The sequence below is a fragment of the Mesobacterium pallidum genome (assembly GCF_019966535.1).
GTDB lineage: Bacteria > Pseudomonadota > Alphaproteobacteria > Rhodobacterales > Rhodobacteraceae > Mesobacterium > Mesobacterium pallidum.
In genome coordinates this window covers 49,803-67,241 of the sequence record NZ_JAIMID010000001.1, presented here as the reverse complement: position 1 = coordinate 67,241, position 17,439 = coordinate 49,803, and the positions used below count along the sequence as shown (strand labels likewise).

At 68.0% G+C, this 17,439-nt stretch carries 18 protein-coding genes; 7 read left to right on the top strand and 11 right to left on the bottom strand.

The features are described from left to right. Positions 1 to 8: 8 nt before the first annotated feature. Complete coding sequence (locus MF270_RS00315; protein WP_336245971.1) at positions 9 to 743, top strand: WecB/TagA/CpsF family glycosyltransferase; 735 nt, start codon at positions 9 to 11, stop codon at positions 741 to 743. Between the two features lie 374 nt (positions 744 to 1,117). Here MF270_RS00315 and MF270_RS00310 read toward each other — a convergent pair whose 3' ends face one another. Continuing rightward, positions 1,118 to 1,750, bottom strand: a complete 633-nt coding sequence (locus MF270_RS00310; RefSeq protein ID WP_238363852.1) for a hypothetical protein — start codon at positions 1,748 to 1,750, stop codon at positions 1,118 to 1,120. Between the two features lie 115 nt (positions 1,751 to 1,865). Between MF270_RS00310 and MF270_RS00305 the strand changes: the two genes are divergently transcribed. Both MF270_RS00305 and MF270_RS00300 read left to right on the top strand, forming a co-directional pair. Next, positions 1,866 to 2,738 (top strand): 50S ribosomal protein L11 methyltransferase, encoded by an 873-nt coding sequence (locus MF270_RS00305; RefSeq protein WP_238363851.1) that lies wholly within the window; start codon positions 1,866 to 1,868, stop codon positions 2,736 to 2,738. Positions 2,739 to 2,840: 102 nt separating this feature from the next. Beyond that, on the top strand, positions 2,841 to 3,179 hold the full coding sequence (locus MF270_RS00300; RefSeq protein ID WP_238363850.1) for a hypothetical protein: 339 nt from the start codon (positions 2,841 to 2,843) through the stop codon (positions 3,177 to 3,179). Between the two features lie 230 nt (positions 3,180 to 3,409). Here MF270_RS00300 and MF270_RS00295 read toward each other — a convergent pair whose 3' ends face one another. Next, positions 3,410 to 3,622 (bottom strand): DUF1127 domain-containing protein, encoded by a 213-nt coding sequence (locus MF270_RS00295; protein ID WP_238363849.1) that lies wholly within the window; start codon positions 3,620 to 3,622, stop codon positions 3,410 to 3,412. A 318-nt stretch (positions 3,623 to 3,940) separates the two neighbouring features. On the opposite strand from MF270_RS00295, the gene ruvC reads away from it, so the two are divergent. Genes ruvC through ruvB form a run of 3 tightly spaced genes read left to right on the top strand, consistent with a single transcriptional unit; the run spans position 3,941 to position 6,132 of the window. After that, entirely contained in the window at positions 3,941 to 4,435 is a 495-nt protein-coding gene (ruvC, locus tag MF270_RS00290; RefSeq protein WP_238363848.1) for a crossover junction endodeoxyribonuclease RuvC, read from the top strand. Beyond that, positions 4,432 to 5,103, top strand: a complete 672-nt coding sequence (ruvA, locus tag MF270_RS00285) for a Holliday junction branch migration protein RuvA (RefSeq protein ID WP_238363847.1) — start codon at positions 4,432 to 4,434, stop codon at positions 5,101 to 5,103. The genes ruvC and ruvA overlap by 4 nt, the downstream gene beginning before the upstream one ends. A gap of 3 nt (positions 5,104 to 5,106) precedes the next feature. Further along, the gene (gene ruvB / locus MF270_RS00280) at positions 5,107 to 6,132 is read left to right on the top strand and encodes a Holliday junction branch migration DNA helicase RuvB (protein WP_238363846.1); all 1,026 of its coding nucleotides are present in this window, start codon (positions 5,107 to 5,109) and stop codon (positions 6,130 to 6,132) included. Between the two features lie 167 nt (positions 6,133 to 6,299). Here the strand turns inward: ruvB and MF270_RS00275 are convergent, their stop codons facing one another. After that, positions 6,300 to 7,532: an MFS transporter gene (locus MF270_RS00275; RefSeq protein WP_238363845.1), complete on the bottom strand. Its 1,233-nt coding sequence runs from the start codon at positions 7,530 to 7,532 to the stop codon at positions 6,300 to 6,302. Between the two features lie 145 nt (positions 7,533 to 7,677). Here MF270_RS00275 and MF270_RS00270 point away from each other — a divergent pair, with 145 nt between their 5' ends. Then, entirely contained in the window at positions 7,678 to 8,739 is a 1,062-nt protein-coding gene (locus tag MF270_RS00270; protein ID WP_238363844.1) for a YeeE/YedE family protein, read from the top strand. A 184-nt stretch (positions 8,740 to 8,923) separates the two neighbouring features. On the opposite strand, the gene ccoS is transcribed toward MF270_RS00270, so the two are convergent. The 8 genes from ccoS to MF270_RS00230 form a co-directional block, all read right to left on the bottom strand. Further along, on the bottom strand, positions 8,924 to 9,082 hold the full coding sequence (gene ccoS, locus MF270_RS00265; RefSeq protein ID WP_238363843.1) for a cbb3-type cytochrome oxidase assembly protein CcoS: 159 nt from the start codon (positions 9,080 to 9,082) through the stop codon (positions 8,924 to 8,926). Continuing rightward, positions 9,079 to 11,265: a heavy metal translocating P-type ATPase gene (locus MF270_RS00260; protein ID WP_238363842.1), complete on the bottom strand. Its 2,187-nt coding sequence runs from the start codon at positions 11,263 to 11,265 to the stop codon at positions 9,079 to 9,081. The genes ccoS and MF270_RS00260 overlap by 4 nt, the downstream gene beginning before the upstream one ends. A 4-nt stretch (positions 11,266 to 11,269) precedes the next feature. Beyond that, positions 11,270 to 11,737, bottom strand: a complete 468-nt coding sequence (locus MF270_RS00255) for a FixH family protein (RefSeq protein WP_238363841.1) — start codon at positions 11,735 to 11,737, stop codon at positions 11,270 to 11,272. Beyond that, positions 11,737 to 13,278 carry an RdxA/RdxB/FixG family protein gene (locus tag MF270_RS00250; RefSeq protein ID WP_238363840.1) on the bottom strand — a complete coding sequence of 514 codons (1,542 nt, stop codon included), beginning with the start codon at positions 13,276 to 13,278 and terminating at the stop codon, positions 11,737 to 11,739. Before MF270_RS00250 ends, MF270_RS00255 begins: the two co-directional genes overlap by 1 nt. A gap of 105 nt (positions 13,279 to 13,383) precedes the next feature. After that, a complete protein-coding gene (locus MF270_RS00245) occupies positions 13,384 to 14,367 on the bottom strand; it encodes a Hint domain-containing protein (RefSeq protein WP_238363839.1) in 984 nt (327 codons plus the stop codon). A 138-nt stretch (positions 14,368 to 14,505) separates the two neighbouring features. After that, on the bottom strand, positions 14,506 to 15,393 hold the full coding sequence (locus MF270_RS00240) for a LysR substrate-binding domain-containing protein (RefSeq protein WP_238363838.1): 888 nt from the start codon (positions 15,391 to 15,393) through the stop codon (positions 14,506 to 14,508). Between the two features lie 511 nt (positions 15,394 to 15,904). Then, positions 15,905 to 16,693 carry a dioxygenase family protein gene (locus tag MF270_RS00235; RefSeq protein WP_238363837.1) on the bottom strand — a complete coding sequence of 263 codons (789 nt, stop codon included), beginning with the start codon at positions 16,691 to 16,693 and terminating at the stop codon, positions 15,905 to 15,907. A 98-nt stretch (positions 16,694 to 16,791) separates the two neighbouring features. Further along, the gene (locus MF270_RS00230) at positions 16,792 to 17,415 is read right to left on the bottom strand and encodes an FMN-dependent NADH-azoreductase (RefSeq protein ID WP_238363836.1); all 624 of its coding nucleotides are present in this window, start codon (positions 17,413 to 17,415) and stop codon (positions 16,792 to 16,794) included. Positions 17,416 to 17,439: the final 24 nt, after the last annotated feature.

Below are 17,439 nucleotides of genomic sequence, written 5' to 3'. Positions count from 1 at the left end.
TCATTTCCGTGAACATCCCGACGCGCCGCGCGCTCGAGGATGCGGTCGAGCGCAAGCTGGCCATGGGCCAAGGCTTTGCGCTGGCGACGATCAACCTGGATCACCTGGTCAAGCTGGCCTCGGATTCCGCGTTCCGCGACGCCTATGCCCGGCAGGACTTTGTCGTGGCCGACGGCAACCCCATCGTCTGGCTGTCGCGCATGGCGCGCCGCCCGGTCGAGCTGGTGCCCGGCTCGGACATGGTGCTGCCGCTGGCACGGATCGCGGCACGGATGCAGCTGCCGGTGGCGCTGCTCGGGTCCACCGAGGCGGCGCTGGAAGCGGCCGCGCGGCGGATGGAGGCCGAGGTGCCCGGTCTGCATGTCGTCGCCTGCATCGCCCCGCCTATGGGATTCGACCCGGACAGCGAGGGCTCGACCCATGTGCTGCACGAGGTCGGCGCCTCGGGCGCGGCGCTGTGTTTCCTGGCACTTGGCGCGCCCAAGCAGGAACGGCTGGCGGCCAACGGGCGGCGGATGACGCCGAACGTCGGCTATGCGTCCATCGGGGCGGGCCTGGATTTCCTGGCCGGCACGCAGGAGAGGGCGCCGGCCTGGGTGCGGGCGCTGGCGCTGGAATGGGTCTGGCGGATGATGCAGGCGCCGGGGCGGCTGGTCCCGCGCTATGCGAAATGCATCGCGATCCTGCCGGGACAGGTGCGCGGCGCGCTGGCGCTGCGTCGGTCGGGGGATACGGCGGGGTAATTGGGGCGGCTGCCCCGGTCAGATGACTCGCAGAGGGCCGTGGCCCCCGTAGAACATCCTCCCTGGACAAAGAGCGCAAGCCGCACATCGCCGGGCCGCGGTACGGCGATCCGACAATAGTGTGGGGCACTTTATCCTGGCCACATCCGAAAGACATTGGAACGAAGTACCAAGCTCAGCCAAACCCCCGTGCCGGGGGGGCGGCGTCCTGCCGGAGGCATGCCTTCGGCAGGACGATGTGCGGCGCCCTTCGGGCTTGATTCCGCACAGGGCAACGTCTTGACGGCGTGTCCTAAAGAGAAGTTCCAGCCACAGAACACATCGCTGTGACTTGCTGCTTCCCCCTGCATTACGGACTTGATCGGTCAGTCGCCCTACCCTGCTCCGCCCGCAGTCACCCGGGCGAACAGCCGCAGCGCATGGCTGGGGTCCTGTGCCACCGCCGACATCACCGGATCATAGGCCGCCGCGATCACGCCCGCGATCTCGGGCCGCAGAATCACGTGACCCGAGGGCGCCCGGGCCAGCGGGGACCGCGTGGCAAAGGCCTGCTCGGACCAAAGCAGCATCACCTGCACCGCCTGCGCCAGCGCCAGCTCTTCGGCCGGCTGGGCCAGCGCGGCCGCATCCATCCGCAGGAAGACAAAGGCCGCCTGGATCGCCCCGGCCGCGTCGAAGCGGAAGAACCGGTACTGCGCCGCGTCCTGCGCTTTCAGCCGCGCCACCAGCGGGCCGAGATCCGGCACCAGCCGGTCCAGGTCGGGCAGCGCCGTCAGCTCGTCCCAGTCGCGGAAGAAGAAGACCATGAGGTTGGTGCCCAGCTCGGGGTCCGTCTCGGCCAGCTGGTGCCCGGCCAGGGCCACGACCGCCTCGAGCGCGCCCTTGACGATCCCCAGCGTGCCATCGTCCACGCCAAAGACGATCGGCGCGATCGGACGCCCCCAACGGGCACACAGGTACTGGCCATCGTTGCGGGTGAACAACGCTTCGATCTCTTTCGGGGTCATGGGCACCTCGGTCTCGGACGCGCCCGATGTGCCCAAAACCGCCCCGAATGTCGACCCCGGCTTGATTTCCGCCCCCCAGCCGCATAGGCGAAACCAAACCCTGAGGATCACGCCCATGCCCACATTCACCGCCCTGACCACGCTCACTGGCAAGGACCCCGCCGAAGCGCTTGGCGAGGCGATGGAACGGCTCGACCCGGAACCCACGGGCGTCGGCGTCTTCGAGATCGAGGACGGCTCGGGCCTGTGGGAGGTCGGCGGCTATTTCGTCGAGAAACCAGACGAGGCCGGGCTGGCCCTTCTGGCCGTCGCCTTTGGCGCCAAGCCCTTTGTCGTGTCGGAACTGCCCGAAACCGACTGGGTCGCCAAGGTCCGGCGCGAGCTGTCGCCGGTGCAGGCTGGCCGCTTTTTCGTCTACGGCAGCCATGACGCGGACCAGGTGCCCGACGATGCCTTGCCCCTGCTGATCGAGGCCGCGATGGCGTTCGGCACCGGGCATCACGGCACGACGCTGGGCTGCCTGCGCGCGCTCGACCGGCTGGCGGGCGAAGGCTTTGTCGGCAAATCGGTGGTCGACATCGGCTGCGGCACCGCCGTGCTGGCCATGGCCGCCGCCCGGATCTGGGAGGGCGAGATCCTGGCCAGTGACATCGACCCGGTCGCGGTCGAGGTGGCCGAGGCGAACGTGACCGCCAATGACCTGACCGGTCGGGTGCGCTGCCTCGAGGCCGGCGGCTTTGGCCACCCCGAACTGCGCAAGGCCGCGCCCTACGACCTCGTCTTCGCCAACATCCTCAAGGCGCCGCTGATCGGCCTGGCCGCCGACATGTCCGGCGCGCTCGCCCCCGGCGGCTACGCGATTCTGTCCGGAATTCTCAACGACCAGGCGCAGGAGGTCATCGACCATTATGCACAGGTCGGAACCAATCTTTACCACCAGGAACAGATTGGTGACTGGACGACGCTTATTCTCCGTAAACAGTCCTAAAGTCGTCGTTAATTTGAGTTAATTGCGGCGTTCGCCCCAAATTTGCCACATTCGAGCTTTACCACCGTCACTGTTCGGTGGGGGCCGAACTCGGAGAGCGACATGGACCAGTCCATGGCAAATTTCGGCAAACGCCTGAGCCGGATTGAAAAACAGCACGACAAGAAGTCGCGCGGAGTCCGTGCGAAGCTTGACAAGGCCACCGGCCTCGTCACGATGGAGCCCAAATCATCCGTCAAGATGCCCGTTCGCGGCGTCGCGCTGACGATCCTGGGCTTTGTGCTGTTCAAGTCGATCCTGCTGTGGCAGCTGGGCACCGAGCCCTACCAGCAGCGCATCGATGCGCTGGCGGATGGCACGTTCGTCGAACAGGCTGGCTCCTTCATCATGCAGGCCGACCCACTCACGGTCCGCGTGGTCGAACTGCTCTCGAGTATGTGAAAAGACGCGTCAGAACGGCGCGCCCATAACGGTCTCCTCTCAAGTTTTCGTCTGGTCAGACAGGCCGCGTTCCAGTTGGGGCGCGGCCTTGTCGCTTGTGCACCCCCCGGTCCCGCCCCGGCCATGCCCGAGGTGCCGACGCAAAAAGACCGCGTTCCTTTCGGAAACGCGGCCTTGAATGGTCCGAGAGCTCGCGCCGGTGCCTTTTGCCCCGGCTTGGCCGAACGGGCTTACCAGCCCCGGCGTGCCAGCTCTTCGATGTCGCCACGGACGAGACCGATGTCGTCCAGTTCCCGGTCGCTCAGGGCCGACAGCGCCTTGCGGGTCACGCGGGCGTCGTTCCAGGCGGTCAGGGTGCCGAAGACCGAGGCAAGCGCCTCGCCGAAAGCGGCGGTAAAAGTAACGGTGCGATAAATCGCGCGAGAGGTATCCAGCGATGCCATGTCTTCGTCTCCTAGGTTTGAAGGGTTGAGTCTGTGCTCGGATATCGGGCATTTATGTAACGCCGATATTTTTGGCAATCCGCCCAATTTGCATGCCCCCTATGCGATGGCAACATAGCTGCCTTCGCGAAAAATTTACCAAAAACAGGGCGTTAGACGCGTCGCGAATCCGGGCCGGAATGTCGCAAATCGTATGTCGGTTTCGCCAAATGTCGCGGATGGACAGGCCGATGTCGCGATCTGGCCGCGTGCTTTCACATGGCCTTTGTTCGCGTTTCGTGCTACCGAAGCGAAAAAGCAACAAGAGCAGGGGCGGTGATGCGTGTTTTAGGGATCGATCCGGGGCTGCGGAACCTCGGCTGGGGCGTGATCGACGTCTCGGGCAGCCGACTCACCCATGTCGCGAACGGAATCCTGCACACCACGAGCGGCGATCTGGCCCCGCGCCTGCTGTCGCTGTTCGAACAACTGGCCGAGGTGGTGCGCCGCTACGCCCCCGACACGGCCGCGGTGGAACAGACCTTCGTCAACAAGGACGCGGTGGCGACGCTCAAGCTGGGCCAGGCCCGGGCGGTGGCGCTGCTGGTGCCGGCGCAGGCGGGGCTCGAGATCGGGGAATACGCGCCCAACAAGGTCAAGAAGACCGTGGTGGGCGTGGGCCATGCGCACAAGGACCAGGTGGCGCATATGGTCAGGATGCAGCTGCCGGGCGTGGTGCTGAACGGGCCCGACGCGGCCGATGCGCTGGCCATTGCGATCACCCATGCCCATTACCACCGCGCCCCCGGCCTGCGCGAGGCGCGCAGCGCATGATCGGCAAGCTGACAGGCGTGCTGGATCATCGCGGCGACGACCACGTGCTGATCGACGTGCGCGGCGTCGGCTACATGGTCTATTGCACCGACCGGACGCTGGCCGCCCTGCCCGGCCCGGGCGAGGCGGTGTCGCTGTACACCGACCTCTTGGTACGCGAGGACCTGCTGCAGCTTTTCGGCTTCCAGACCCTGCTGGAAAAGGAATGGCATCGCCTGCTGATGTCGGTGCAGGGCGTCGGGGCCAAGGCCTCGCTCGCGATCCTCGGGGCGCTTGGCGCGGATGGCGTCGGCCGGGCGATCACGCTTGGGGACGCGGCCGCGATCAAGGCGGCCAAGGGGATCGGGCCCAAGACCGCGCAGCGCATCGTGCTGGACCTCAAGGACAAGGCGCCGGGGATCATGGCCCTGGGCGGCACGCTGGCCCAGGCCACGGGCGAGGCGGTGGTGGAGCCAGAGGGCGCCGCCCCGGCCCCGAAACGCCGCGCGGCGCCCAAGCCCTCCCCCTCGGCCGCCGCGCAATCCGAGGCGCTGTCGGCGCTGCAGAACCTCGGCTACGGCCCGTCGGACGCGGCCCAGGCCGTGGCCCAGGCGGCGAGCGAGACGCCCGAGGCCGAGACGCCCGCGCTGATCCGCGCCGCGCTGCGCCTGCTGGCGCCGAAGGGTTAAGCCATGGACCAGCCCGACCCGACCCTGCGTCCCGAGCCTCTGCCCGAGGACCGAGACCGCGCCCTGCGACCCCAGACCCTCGACGATTTCGTCGGCCAGGCCGAGGCGCGCGCCAACCTGCGCGTCTTCATCCAGTCGGCCCGGTCGCGCGGCGAGGCGATGGACCACACGCTGTTCCACGGGCCTCCGGGGCTGGGCAAGACCACGCTGGCGCAGATCATCTCGCGCGAGCTCGGCGTGAACTTCCGCATGACTTCGGGGCCGGTGCTGGCCAAGGCCGGGGACCTCGCGGCGATCCTGACCAATCTGGAATCGCGGGATGTGCTTTTCATCGACGAAATCCACCGCCTGAACCCGGCGATCGAAGAGGTGCTGTACCCGGCGATGGAGGATTACGAGCTCGACCTCGTGATCGGCGAAGGCCCGGCCGCCCGCACCGTGCGGATCGAGTTGCAGCCCTTCACCCTGGTGGGCGCCACGACCCGGCTGGGCCTGCTGACCACGCCGCTGCGCGACCGTTTCGGCATCCCGACCCGGCTGCAATTCTACGAGATCGAAGAGCTGAACCAGATCGTCACCCGCAACGCCACCAAGCTGGGCGTGCGGGCCGACCCCGATGGCGCGCGCGAGATCGCCCGCCGCTCCCGCGGGACGCCGCGCATCGCCGGGCGCCTGCTGCGCCGGGTGGTCGATTTCGCGGTGGTCGAGGGCAATGGCGTCGTCACGCGCGAGCTGGCCGACATGGCGCTGACCCGGCTCGGGGTCGACGGTCTGGGCCTCGACGGCGCCGACCGCCGCTACCTGCGGCTGATCGCCGAGAACTACGCCGGTGGCCCGGTCGGGATCGAGACGATCAGCGCCGCCCTGTCCGAAAGCCGCGACGCCATCGAAGAGGTGGTGGAGCCCTACCTGCTGCAACAAGGCCTCATCGCCCGCACGCCGCGCGGCCGGATGCTGGCGCAGAAAGGCTGGACGCATCTCGGGATGGCAGCCCCCCGCGCGCCTGGTCAGTCGGACCTGTTCGGCTAGGAGCGCGCCCTTGGCTGGGGTCGGAGTGAGGGGCCAGCCCCTCACACTCCCCGGAGTTTAGGGGCAAGATGAAGAGCGGATCGGGACGCCCTGCTTTCACTTTTCCCGAAATACTCCCGCCGGAGGCAGCCCGAGGGTCACCACCAGGAACATCCGACTGGTTGACCTTACTCCGCCGGGGCCGGCAGGAAGCGGGCAAAGATCGTTTCGTGCCCCGGTTCGGGGTGGCGCGGGATCATCAGTGCGAGGCAGAGCGAGATGCCCGCCATCCCCGCGGCAAGACCGAAGACCGCGCCGGGCGAGACCAGCCAAAGATAGCCCAGAGCCGCCGGCAGGAAGACCGCCGCGATGTGGTTGATCGTGAAGGCGACCGCCGCCGTGGGGGCGATGTCGCCAGGGTCCGCGATCTTCTGGAAGTAGGTCTTGAGCGCCAGCGCCAGGGCAAAGAACATGTGGTCGATGACGTAGAGCACGGCCGCCAGGACGACGCCCCAGCCGAACCAGTAGACGCCGCCATAGGCGAGGAAGACCACGATCAGGCCGGTGTATTCGACGATGAGGGCCGGGCGCTCTCCGTACCGGCCGACGGCGCGGCCCAGCAGCGGGGCGATGACCATGTTCATCACGAGGTTGACGAGGTAGAGGCCCGTGACCTCGTGCACCTCGAAGCCGAAGCGTTCGACCATCATGAAGCCGGCGAAGACGACAAAGATCTGCCGCCGCGCGCCCGACATGAATTGCAGCGCGTAATAAAGCCAGTAACGGCGGCGCAGCACCATGCGGCGCACCTGCGGATGCGGCGCGGCAAAGTTCGGATAGGCCAGGATGCAGAAGAGCGCGATGGCCAGCGTGGCACCGCCCGACAGCATGTAGACGAGGTTGTAGCTGAGGTTCAGCGGCTCCCACAGCAGGACGAGCAGCCCGTAGCTGACCAGTGTCGCGGCCGATCCGGTGGCCAGCAGCAGGCCGAGTATGCGGGGGGCGTCCTTTTTCGGCAGCCATTGCAGCTGCAGCGACTGGTTGACCGTCTCGTAATAGTGAAAGCCGATCGAGCTGAGCATGGTGATCACGAGGATCCCGCCGAGGTTCGGGAACCAGGCGGTGATCGCCGTCGCCGCCCCCAGCATCGCCAGGGACACCAGCCCCAGCAGTTGCTCGCGCACGAAGATCAACAGGGCGATGACCCCGATGGCCAGAAAGCCCGGGATCTCGCGCACCGTGTGCAGCCAGCCGATGTCATGGCCGTCGAACTGCGCCACTTCGATGACGAAGTTGTTCAGCAGCGCCGACCAGGTGGCAAAGGCGATCGGCATGGCGGCGGCCATGACGAAGAGAAGCGTCATCGGGCGCTGCCAGAGCGGCAGGTCGCGTGCGGAGTCAAGGGAGACGATACGTGTCATGCGCATCCATTACGCCGCGCACGGGCCTCTGGCGAGAGGAATTTCTGTGCCGCGACGCACAAATCGCCCGCCTGATCCAGATCAAGGCTCCCTTTGCGGCCCAGGCCTTATACATGCGCAATCTTGAATTCTTGCGAGGCTCCCCATGGACATCATCTGGCTGACCGAAGCGATCGGGGAAAGCCTGACGGCGGCGCTCTTCGGGCTGATCACCGGGCTGATCTTCGGCGTGGCGGCGCAACGGTCGCGCTTTTGCCTGCGCGCGGCGACGGTGGAATTCGCCCGCGGGCAGATGGGTGACAAGGTGGCGGTCTGGCTGCTGACCTTCTCGACCGCCGTGGCCTGGGTGCAGGGGGCCGAACTGCTGGGCCTGATGCGCAGCACGGATGCGCGGATCATGGCGATCCCGGGCAGCTGGTCCGGGGCGATCATTGGCGGGCTGCTCTTCGGCGCAGGCATGGTGATGGCGCGGGGCTGCTCGGGGCGGCTGCTGGTGCTGGCGGCGACCGGCAACCTGCGCTCGGTCGTCTCGGGGCTGGTCTTTGCCGTTGTCGCGCAGATGAGCCTTGGCGGCTGGCTGCGCCCTGTGCGGCAGCAGCTGGCGGGGCTGTGGGTGACGGAAGGCGGCATGAACCTCGACCTGCTGGCGTTCGCGCATCTGCCCAAGGTCTTGGGCCTGCTGATCGGGCTGGGGCTGGCGGTGCTGGCGCTGGGGATCGCGCAGCGCAACCGGATCGGCTGGCCGCGGCTGGTCTTTGCCTCGGGCGTCGGCTTCGCGGTGGCGGTGGGCTACGTGCTGACCTTCGCGCTGAGCCAGGTGGCCTTCGAGCCGGTGCAGGTGGAAAGCGCGACCTTCACCGGGCCATCGGCCGAGACGCTGATGTTCTTCCTCGACCGCAGTTCGGTACTGGATTTCGACACCGGGCTGGTGCCGGGGGTCTTCCTGGGGGCCTTCCTCGCCGCGCTCTGGGCCCGGGAATTCCGCTTCCAGGGCTTCGAGAACGAGGCCAACATGCGCCGCGCCATGACCGGGGCCGCGCTGATGGGCTTTGGCGGGATGCTGGCCGGGGGGTGTGCGATTGGGGCCGGTGTCTCGGGCGGATCACTCTTTGCCGGGACCGCCTGGCTCGCGCTGTTTGCGATGTGGATCGGGGCGATGGCCACGGACCGGCTGCTGGATCAACGGCCGGGGCTGGTGGCTGCGTGAGGGATGCGAGGGGCCAGCCCCTCGCGCCGCAGGCGCGGCATCCAGCCATGCGAGGGGCCAGCCCCTCGCGCTCCCCGGAGTTTAGGGGCACAATGAAGGGGATCAGGCGCCCCTGTCTTCATTGTTTCAAAAATACCTCGGGGGAGTCCGCCTTGGCGGACGGGGGCAGCGCCCCCTGCCTCGCTCAGGGCTTGGGGCGGTCGTCGTAGTCGCCGGAAAGGATACGCTGCGCGTCCCCCTCGGGGTCGTCGTATTGCCGGGTCTTCACCGTGAAGACGAAGAAGGCCAAGCCGATCCCGCCAAGGATCAGCGAGATCGGGATGAGATAGGCGAGGATGTTCATGCGTCGCGCCCCAGTCGAAGTGCGTTGAGGGAGACCGTGATCGACGAGGACGACATGGCCAGCGCGGCAATCAGCGGCGTGGCGAGGCCGGCGACGGCGAGCGGCACGGCGATGATGTTGTAAAGCGTCGCGATCTGGAAGTTCTCGCGGATGCGGCGGGTGGCGGTGCGGGCGGTGGTGATGGCCGATGCGATGGGCGACAGATCCGCGCCGAGCAGCACGATGTCCGAGGCCACGCGCGCGGCATCGAGCGCCGAGGCGGGCGAGATCGAGACATGGGCCGCGGCCAGCGCCGCCGTGTCGTTGAGTCCGTCGCCGACCATCAGGACCTTGGCGCCCGTGTCGCGCAGGGCGGCGATGCGCGCGGCCTTGTCCTGCGGCGTCTGGCGGGCGGACCAATCGGCGATACCGAGATCTTCGGCCAACGCACGGACAGGGCCGTCGGTGTCGCCCGAGAGCAGGATGACGCGGTGGCCGGCGGCTTGCAGGGCCGCGACGGCCTCGGCGGCACCAGGGCGGGGGCGGTCGGTGAAGCGGTAGTCCAGCGGCACGCCGTCGCCCAGGTCGAGCCAGGTGGCGGTGGTGTCGCCCAAGGCCTCAGCGCCCAGCCAGTCGGCGCGGCCAAGGCGCACGCGGCGGCCTTGCCAGAGGCCCTCGACGCCGTGGCCAGGGACCTCGGTGATCCCGGTCACATCGGCAGGCGTGGCGCCCTGCCCGGCCGCCACCAGAGCCCGCGACAGCGGGTGCGAGGAGCCCGTCGCCAGCGCCAGCGCGACCGACAGGGCGGCGTCTCCGTGCGCCTGCACGTCCAGCGCCAGCGGGGTGCCGGCGGTCAGCGTGCCGGTCTTGTCGAAGACGACCGTATCGACCTCGGCCAGGCGTTCCAGCGCCGTGGCGTGCTTGATCAGCATGCCCCTGCGGAACAGCCTGCCCGAGGCGGCGGTGGTCACGGCCGGCACCGCGAGGCCCAGCGCGCAGGGGCAGGTGATGATCAGCACCGCCGCCGCGATGTTCAGCGAGATGCGCATGTCGCCCGACCAGAGATACCAGCCGAGGAAGCTGAGCGCCGACAGGATATGCACCCCGGGCGCGTAGAGTTTCGCCGCACGATCCGCCAGCGAGGTGTAGTTCGACCGGCCGCTTTCGGCCACGGCCACCAAGTCGGCCATGCGGTGCAGCGAGGTGTCGCGGCCCACGGCCGTGGCGCGCAGGGTCAAGGGGCCGGTCAGGTTCACCTCGCCCGCGCTGACGCTCAGCCCCGGCGCGGCGGCGACGGGCAGCGTTTCGCCGGTCAGCAGGGACCGGTCGAGCTCGGACGCACCTTCGGTGATGACGCCATCGACCGGCATCCGCGCGCCGGGGCGGACCAGCAGCAGGTCGCCAACCCGCAGCGCGGCCACGGGCACCTCGGTCGGCACGCCGCCGACAAAGCGCATGGCGCGGGGGACTTCGAGCGCGGTCAGTTCCTCGGCCGCCGACCGGGCCAGCGCCCGGGTGCGGTGGTCAAGGTAGCGGCCAGCCAGCAGGAAGAAGGTCAGCGCGATGGCCGCGTCGAAATAGGCGTGTTCGCCCGACAGCATCGTCTCCCACAGGGAGGTCACGACCGCCAGCCCGATGGCGAGCGAGATCGGCACGTCCATGTTCAGCCGCCCGGCGCGCAGGGCGTGCCAGGCGTTGACAAAAAAGGGCTGCGCGGAAAAAGCGATGGCCGGCAAGGTGATCGCGGCAGAGATCCAGTGGAACATGTCGCGGGTCGGCCCCTCGGCGCCGGACCAGACCGCGATGCTGAGCAGCATGACGTTCATCGCGGCAAAGCCCGCGACGGCAAGGCGCATCAGGATGCCCCGTCCCGCGCGGTCCGTCTCGGTCATGCCGAGGCTGGCGGCGTCCAGCTCATGCGCCTCGTAGCCCAGCCCTTCGACCAGGCTGCGCAGCTCTTCCGGCGTCACGCCCGGCTCGGTGTCGATTGTGGCGCGTTTGCGGGTCAGGTTGACCCGCGCGGCCCGCACGCCGGGATGGGCGCGCAGCCCCTGCTCGACCGCCGAGATGCAGGCGGCGCAATGGATCGTCGGCAGGGACAGCAGCACCTCGCTGTCCCGGGCCGAGGCAAGGGCGGCTTCGGCCAGGTCCTCGGCGGCGGGGGCCGCGTTGCAGGCCGGGCAGGCAGAGATGGCAGTGGCCATGGGATTATCCGGCTATGTAAAGGTCCAGGCGCTGCTCGAAAGCGGTGCCGTCGGCGGCGCGCGCATTCACGCGCAGGTGCCAGTAGCCCGGGCCAAGGTCGACCGGGGCCACGTAATCGCTGCCGTCGAAGGTGAAGGACGGGTAGCTGTCATCCTTGACCTCGGTCGGGCGGCCCAGCTGCGCCGCCAGCGCGGCGGGCTGCAGCGGCTGGCCGGCGGCGTCGCGCATCGACAGGCGCAGGGTCTTGCCGTCCGTCTCGGCCCTGGCGGTCCAGCCGAGGGCCAGCTGCGCCTCGCGCCGGGCATCGAAGGTCTGGCTGGCGACATAGCTGTTCTTGACCTCGAGCCCCGGGAAGGTGCCGATCGCCTTGGTCGCCATCACCACGTTGACCGTGATGATCACGCCGAAGGCGGCGGCGAATCCGGCAAACACGTGCCAGCCCTTGATCTTTGGTTCCTGCATATCGGCCATCAGTTGGCCCTCCCGTTGAAGACGGTGTCCTTGGAGGCGCGGTCGCCCGAGTTCAGATCCTCGGCCCAGAAGCGGAACTCGGTCCGTTCCGAGGCGGCGGCGTCCGAATCCGGCGGGGCCACCACGTAGACGCGCTGCAGCTTCATCGTGTCGGCGGGCACGGTGACCGAACCGTAGGGCGTGCCCTCGAGCTCGACCCGCAGCGACAGGTCCCCGGACAGGGTAACACGGAACTCGCGGTCCTCGCCATGCATGTTGCGCAGACGCACGTCGTAGGTGTTTCGGATCGACCCGTCGGCGAGCGTGACATAGGTCGGGTTGCGCACCGGGGCGACGGTCAGGTCGATGTCGGACCGGATGAACAGCGCGAAGACCAGCCCAAGCCCGACGATGGACCAGAGCGCGGTGTAAAGGATCGTGCGCGGGCGGAAGATGTGCTTCCAGACCGAGCGGGGCGTATGGCCCGCCTGTTCGCGCGTTTCATCCGACAGCGCCATGTAGTCGATCAGGCCCCGCGGCTTGCCGATCTTGGCCATGACGTCGTCGCAGGCGTCGATGCACAGCCCGCAGGTGATGCATTCCAGCTGCTGGCCGTTGCGGATGTCGATGCCCATGGGGCAGACGTTGACGCAGGCCATGCAGTCGATGCAGTCGCCATGCTCTTCGGCCACCGGCTGGGGCGCAAGGGGCGCGCCGGGTTTCGGGGCCGGGTAGGCCTTGCCCTCGATCACGCCACCGGCCTGGCTGGCGGCTTCGGCCGCGAGGGCCTGTTCCTGGCCCGTCTTGCGCACATTGCCCTTGCCGCGCGGCTCACCCCGCCAGTAGCGGTAGCCGACGACCAGCGTATCCTCGTCCATCATGGCGGCCTGGATACGCGGCCAGGGGCAGGCATAGATGCAGATCTGTTCGCGCGCGAAGCCGCCGAAGACGAAGGTGGTGAGCGTCAGCACAAGCATGGTGGTGTAGGCCACCGGGTGCGCCTGGCCGGTCACCAGGTCCCGCAGCAGCGTCGGCGCATCGGCAAAGTAGAACACCCAAGCGCCGCCGGTGGCCAGCCCGATCAGGAACCACAGCGCCCATTTGGTCACCCGCAGCCGCGCCTTGCGGACATCGAGTTTCTTCTGCCGGTGCAGGCGGATGCGGGCGTTGCGGTCGCCTTCGACCCAGCGCTCGACCAGGATGAACAGGTCGGTCCAGACCGTCTGCGGGCAGGTATAGCCGCACCAGACCCGCCCCAGCGCCGAGGTGAACAGGAACAGGCCCAGCCCCGCCATGATCAGCAGGCCGGCAATGAAGTAGAATTCATGCGGCCAGATCTCGATCCAGAAGAAATAAAAGCGGCGGTTGGCGAGATCCACCAGGATCGCCTGGTCAGGCAGTTCCGGCCCCCGGTCCCAGCGGATCCAGGGCGCAAGGTAGTAGACCCCCAGCGTCAGGATCATGATGACCCATTTCAGATTGCGGAACGGCCCGGAGACGCGACGCGGAAAGATCGGTTCCCGCTTGGCGTAAAGGCTTTCGGGTTGGGAAGAATCTGCCACGGTGAATCAGTCCTGCCTGTTGGCTGTGCTGAGCCTCTTCTGTCAGTCCCCCCAACCCGTAACATTGATTCATGTCAAAATCTGTATCTGAGCGGCAGGTTTGCCCTAGGCAGCTTGTCGCAGGGGGCCTTGCGGCCCGGCCTTGACCGGCGTGGGCCCGCCAGTGTCCATCTCGACCAGCAGGCGCGCGTCCTCCTCGGTCAGGGTGTGGCGGACCACGTCGCCATAGGGCCGTTCGCCATTAGCCAACGCCGGAAAGACATGGGCGATCTGCGTGCGGGCCGCCTGGCCCAATGCCGCAAGGCTGGCGCCGCCCGGGTAGAAGCTTTCGACCCAGATGCCGCCGCAGTTCACGAGGACGTGACGGTCGAACATCAGCTGGTGATAAGCCACCCGCCGCGTCGGCACCTGCCGGGCGACCGGGGCCGGCAGGAAACGCGCGGGTAACAGCACCTCGGGTTCATCAAACAGGATCCGCGGCGCGGGACCGCCGACCAGCACGCCATGGGCCGGGCCCAGGTGCATCCTTTGGCGGGCGCCCGGGGCTGCCGTGGCAAGGCGCATGGGCGCCTGGCCGCCGGTGCCGGACATGTCGGCCCGGCCGATCCAGCGCAGCGGCTCGGGCGGGCCGTCCCGGGTGACCAGGCGCATGCCCGGGCGCAGGGCGCCGACCGGGCGAAAGCCCTGCTCGGTCTCGACCTGGCAATCCTCGGCCAGGCTGGGCAGGCCGGCATAGGCCGGCGCCAGCGGCGCGGCCAGCCGCAGGCCGGGGCGCAGGTCGCGGTGCAGGCAGGTATAGGCGGCGCCGCCCAGCAGCGGCGCGTCGGACAGAAGGACCCTGTACCACTGCCCGCCCTGTTGCACGGTGAACTGGGCCGCGCGCAGGGTGCAGCCGGCCCGGTCATCGCGCAGGATCCAGGCGCAGTCCGCGGCCGGCCTGTCATCGTCGTAGGGGAACCGGGGCTCTTCGAGCACCATGACGCCCTCGGGCGCCGCGGGGCCCATGTAAATGCCGGATGCGCCGACATCCGTGGGCAGTCCCGCCCTCCGCGGCGAGACCGTGTAACGGGAAAAGGTGAACTGTACCATGAAACTGACTACCGAAAACTGTTCACAGATACGCAACAATATCTCGGAATATGCGGCACAAACTTGGCAAATTCTCGAAAAACTGTCGAAATTCCCGCATGAATTGTGTTTTTGCAACGCAATACACGTTAATCTTGGTTAACCGACGTCATCGTCAGCCTCGGCATGGCGCCGGAGCCAGCGCAGGAAGGCGCGCAGGGTCGGGCGCTGCACCCCGGGGCGCGTCACGGCAAAATAGCCCTTGCGCTGGATGTCGTGGAACAGCTCGATCAGCCGACCCGCCGCCACGTCGGCCTCGGCAAAGACCCGGGCGGTGATGGCGACCCCCTGCCCCATCCGAGCCGCCTCGAGCATCAGGTTGCCGGGCAGTGCGGTCATCCCCTGCGAGCGGTCATGTTCAACCCCGTGGCCGGCGAGCCAGGCGGTGGCCTCGTTGGTGCCCAGCTCTTGCAGCCAGTGGAAGCTGCGCAGGTCCTCTGGCCCGTCGATCTGCCGGTCCCCGACCAGGCCCGGCGCGGCCACCACCACGATGGGCGAGCGGACGATGAGCTGCGCGTCGAGCCCCGGCCAATCTCCGTTGCCGTAGCGCAGCGCCAGGTCGATGCCGCCGGGGGTCAGGGGTTTGACCTCGGCCGTGGGGTCGATCATCAGGCTGACGCCCGGATGCAGGGCGCGGAACTCGGCCAGGCGCGGCATCAGCCAGTTGGCCGCGAAACTGGGCGTGGCCGAGATCTGCAGCGGTCGGTCCGCGCCGCGCCCGGTCAGGCTTTCGACCGCGCGCGAAATGGCGCCAAAGCCGTCCTCGCAGGCCAGCGCCAGTTCCGCCCCTTCGTCGGTCAGGCGCAGCATCCGGCCACTGCGATCCAGCAGGGCCAGGCCCATGTGATCCTCGAGGTTGCGCATCTGCTGCGAGATCGCCGCGTGGCTGACGTTCAGCGCCGCCCCCGCCTTGGCCACCGAGCCGGTCGCGGCATAGGCGGAAAAGGCGCGCAGGGCGGAAAGCGGGGGGAAGGCAGACCAGTCCATGAGTTAAGCCTAGCTTACATAGGCTCAGAATTCCAGAGTCGCATGAACGCCCATCCGCGCGCATGGTGATCCCATCAGCCACGAAAGGAACACGACATGTTAGGAATATTTGGCCGCAGCTTCCGCATCGCCACCCGCAACGACCGCTGGAACGCCCCCGCCTACTGGCATGAGGACCGGCGCCTTCCCGACGAGATCCGGCGGATGCGCAAATGATGGAGCCCGAGGTCTACCTGCCCCATGCCCGCATCAGCGGCCGTGCGACGACCCGTTGGCCATGGCGCGGTGGACGCTGGGCCGGGCACACCGGCCAGCCCCTTGGGCTGCCGGAAGATCGCCATCATGGTCGGGGAAAGTGATTTGGCGCCGATGCCCCAGGAAACGCGCGAACAGGACGAGGCATCGGCGCCGCTTGCAGGATTGACCCGTACAAGGTGATCTCACTTTGCGCCCCGCGCGGATGATTCTCCTTGATCTGGGTCAATTTCCGGTGGCCGCGCGCATTATTTTCTCAGGCCAGGCCGACCGTCACCGTGCCGCTGTAGCCCGCGGCCGGATCGCCGGTCAGCGCCACCATCTGCTGGGCCTTCTCGGCCGCGCTGTTGTCGCGGAAGATGCCGTCGCGGTCGAAATCGTTCCGCGCGAGGTTCCGCGTCGCCCCGGCATAGGCGTCGGTGTCGGCGGCATAGACGGCGGCGGATTGCGCTTCGGGCAGGGCCAACTGGGACGTCAGCCGCGCGGCGCGGCCCGAGACGGCCTCTTCGGCGCTGTCCCACACCTCGAAATGGATATGCGGCCAGCGCGACGGGTAGCAGCCGGGGAAGATCGTGGTGAAATCGACGTTCCCCTCGGCATCGGAAATCCCCACCCCGCGCAGGTAGTTGCGGTCGGGATCGTCGTAGAGCGAATAGCGCCCCACCCCGTCGCAATGCCAGGCATAGACCGCGCGGCCAGCCAGAGGGGTGCAGACATCCCCTACCGAAACCAGCGTCATGCGCAGGTCAAGCCGCGTGCCCGCGGCGACCGGTGCGAGGCCGTTGAAACTGGGGCGCAGGTCACGGCGGATCACGCCCTCTTGCGTCAGCACGTTCACCACGTCGCTCGCGCCGCGCAGGCGGTTGGTGCCATCGGCGGGGAACGGCCCGGCGGTCTCGCGCGGGGTGGCGACGCAGGCGGCCGAGGCCATCCCGGGCGTCATCACCAGTGCCGCGCCGCCCAGGGCCAGCAGGCGCCGGCGGCCCAGGAGGCGCGGCAGGTCATGGGCAAAACCAAGGTCGTGGTCGTCGGTGTGGTCGGTCATTGCGATCTCCTTTTTTCACCCAACGCGCGTCTGCAACCGTTCCGTCGCAGCCGCACGAAAGCGTGACCAAAGGGCAGACCCGTGCAACGGGCAGCAGATCAGGCCGCGAGCTGCTGCGCGACCTCGGACAGCCGCGTCTTTGAACTGGTGATCGCCGCCTGCCGCGCCTCGGGGTCGATGTCGCAGCCTTCGCAATTCACGAAAAGGATGTCGTCGATCCCGATGAACCCGAAGATCGCGCGGATATAGCTTTCCTGGTTGTCGAGCGCCCGCATCTCGTCCGAGACATAGTAGCCCCCGCGCGCGGTCACGACGATCAGCCGCTTGTCCTCGACCAGCCCGCGCGGGCCGGTTTCGGTCAGCTGGAAGGTCAGGCCGGGGCGCACGACATGGTCGACATAGGCCTTGAAGCCCGAGGGCATGCCGAAATTGTGCATCGGCACGCCGAAAACCACGAGGTCGGCGCCAAGGAATTCGCCGATCAGGTCCATCGACAGGGCCGACATCTGCACCTGGTCCGGGGTGAGCTGATCCGGCGGCGTGAAGAAGGCGCCGATGGTGCCGATATCAAGATGTGGCGGCGGGTTGGTCCCGAGGTCGCGCCGGGTGACCGAAAGCGCGGGATCAAGCGCCTCTGCCTCCTGTGCGAAGGCCTGCGTCAATTCCCGGGTCACCGAGGTGTAGGGATTGGGGCTTGCATCGACGATATGCATGGATGGCATGGCTTGCTCCTGTGAAACACATAC